The sequence below is a fragment of the Streptomyces sp. NPDC058964 genome (assembly GCF_042741275.1).
In the GTDB taxonomy this organism is placed as follows: domain Bacteria; phylum Actinomycetota; class Actinomycetes; order Streptomycetales; family Streptomycetaceae; genus Streptomyces.
In genome coordinates this window covers 1-1,057 of record NZ_JBHYKH010001072.1, presented here as the reverse complement: position 1 = coordinate 1,057, position 1,057 = coordinate 1, and the positions used below count along the sequence as shown (strand labels likewise).

Below are 1,057 nucleotides of genomic sequence, written 5' to 3'. Positions count from 1 at the left end.
GACCTACACCTGGCAGGCCCTCCCGCCCGAGCTGCGGCCCCGCGCCCGCGCCCAGCTCACCGACGGCATCGCCGCCGAGCTCACCCTCGCCCGCGACCTGCTGACCGATCTCGGCCTCAAGGAGCTGCCATGACCTCGGCCACCTCCTCCTCCGGCGGACCGACCCCGCTGCTGGTCCTGGACGTCGTCGGCCTCACCCCCCGTCTCCTGGACCACATGCCCCACCTCAAGCAGCTCGGCCAGTCCGGCTGCCGGGCCCCGCTGGGCACCGTCCTGCCGGCCGTGACCTGCGCCGCCCAGTCCACCTTCCTCACCGGCACGCCCCCGTCGCAGCACGGCATCGTCGGCAACGGCTGGTACTTCCGCGAACTCGGCGACGTCCTGCTGTGGCGCCAGCACAACGGACTCGTCGCCGGCGACAAACTCTGGGACGCCGCCCGCCGCGCCCACCCCGGCTACACCGTCGCCAACATCTGCTGGTGGTACGCCATGGGCGCCGACACCGACATCACCGTCACCCCCCGTCCCGTCTACTACGCCGACGGCCGCAAGGAACCCGACTGCTACACCCGCCCTGCGGCCCTGCACGACGAACTCACCGACAAGCTCGGCACCTTCCCCCTCTTCCACTTCTGGGGACCCGGCGCCGACCTGGTCTCCAGCCAGTGGATCATCAACGCCACCCGCCACATCATGACGACCCGCCACCCCGACCTGACCCTCTGCTACCTCCCACACCTCGACTACGACCTGCAGCGCTACGGCCCCGACGACCCGCGCTCCCTGAAGGCGGCGGCCGACCTGGACACCGCCCTGGCCCCCCTCCTCGACGACGCCCGCGCCCAGGGACGCACCGTCGTCGCGCTCTCCGAGTACGGCATCACCCCCGTCAGCCGGCCCGTGGACATCAACCGCGCCCTGCGCCGCGCCGGACTGCTCGAGGTGCACACCCAGGACGGCATGGAATACCTCGACCCGATGGCCTCCCGCGCCTTCGCGGTCGCCGACCACCAGATCGCCCACGTGTACGTCCGCCGCCCCGAAGACCTGTAGATTA

2 pseudogenes are annotated in these 1,057 nt (G+C 71.6%); both read left to right on the top strand.

The annotated features are described in order from the left end of the window. A pseudogene (locus ACFW2E_RS47735) lies at positions 1 to 133 on the top strand (xylose isomerase); the annotation flags it as partial. Continuing rightward, positions 130 to 1,050 (top strand): annotated as a pseudogene (locus tag ACFW2E_RS47730) (alkaline phosphatase family protein); the annotation flags it as partial. The pseudogenes ACFW2E_RS47735 and ACFW2E_RS47730, both read left to right, overlap by 4 nt. Positions 1,051 to 1,057: the final 7 nt, after the last annotated feature.